Raw genomic sequence first — 1,249 nt, forward strand, 5'->3', positions numbered from 1 at the left:
CGAGTCACTTGGGTCATGTCTGGCAGGGTGCGCCAGGTACGGGTGTCGGCGCCTTCTGTGACAGCAGAGGCGATGCCCAGAACCAGGCCCGCCATGGGGTGGGTTTTGTTCAGGTTGTTTTGCGCCACGCCACGGGTGACCGCACGCACGGTGGTGCGCAGAATGATCCCTGGCATGTCATCGCGCAGGGCGCGGCGGGACATGGCGGTGGTGCTGTTGAGCGGGGTGAGATTCTGTTGCTGACCATCGACACCGATCTGGGCAAAGGTTGCCGTGGAGGTGTCGGCCTTGATCACCGGGAACGACAGTGGGGTGATCACCAGGTTGCCGTTGATCGGGATCGGCAGCGGCAGTCGGATGGAGTCGCGGGCTGGTGCCAGGCCGCTCTGGACCACGATCAGCACTTCACTTTCGTCGGCACCAACCTTGGATTTGTCCAGGTTCAGCAACGCCTGCTCAAGCAACGGGGTGTTTGGGCGCAACTCGGCGGCCTTGCGGTAGCCGGGGGCGGCCAGGTCTTTTTCACCCAGGGCTTCGTAGACGAAGCCGGCCAGGTAATGGCTGAACGCACTTTGGTAGCTGTTTTTCAGGCCGACGACTTCCGGCGCGTCCAGGGCTTCAATCGGGTAGCCGCGCAGGTCTTTTATCTGGGTGGTTACACCTTCGCGCTCGGCTTCGTCCTCGCGCTTGAGGTATTCCTTGTCGCGCAGGTCGGCGATGACGGCTTCACGCTCGTGGGTTTTCTTGATCTCGGTGCGCGCGCCGTCGAAGTCGTTGAGCGCCAACAGGTTCAAGGCCATCTGAGTGGTCAGCATGACTTTTTCGTAGTCGTAGCCTTCGTAGCGACGCACCTTGTCGTTGGCCAGGAAACTGCCGAACTGGGCGAGGTACTTTGCGCTGTCGAACTTGACCGACTCTTCCCACTTGTAAACTTGCAGGTCGGCACTGCGCCAGGCGGTCTGGCTGCCGGTCAGATCACCCTTGGCTCGCAGCAACTCGCCCTTTTCGAAGAAATAGAGCAGGTCTTTGTCATCGCCGGTGTTGTTTTTTTCCAGCAGGGTCAAGGCGGCGTCGACATTGCCGGTGGCCAATTGCTGGTTGGTGGCTTGCAGCTCGGTGTCGTAGCTGCGGAACATCGAGCAGCCGGAGAGCAAGGTGACGGCCGCGAGCGCAAACGGAGTTAAGGCGCGAAATGCCATGCTACTTCTTCCCTGAAAGTATTCAGTCGGTATGGTAATTCCTCATAAAA

The 1,249-nt window shown here is 60.0% G+C and carries 1 protein-coding gene; it reads right to left on the reverse strand.

Annotated elements, in window-relative coordinates:
* On the reverse strand, positions 1-1,199 hold a 1,199-nt coding region (locus tag H8F21_RS29165; RefSeq protein WP_203585831.1), incomplete at its 3' end, for a COG3014 family protein.
* Between the last annotated feature and the right edge of the window lie 50 nt (positions 1,200-1,249).

The sequence above is a fragment of the Pseudomonas arcuscaelestis genome (genome assembly GCF_016881005.1).
GTDB lineage: Bacteria > Pseudomonadota > Gammaproteobacteria > Pseudomonadales > Pseudomonadaceae > Aquipseudomonas > Aquipseudomonas arcuscaelestis.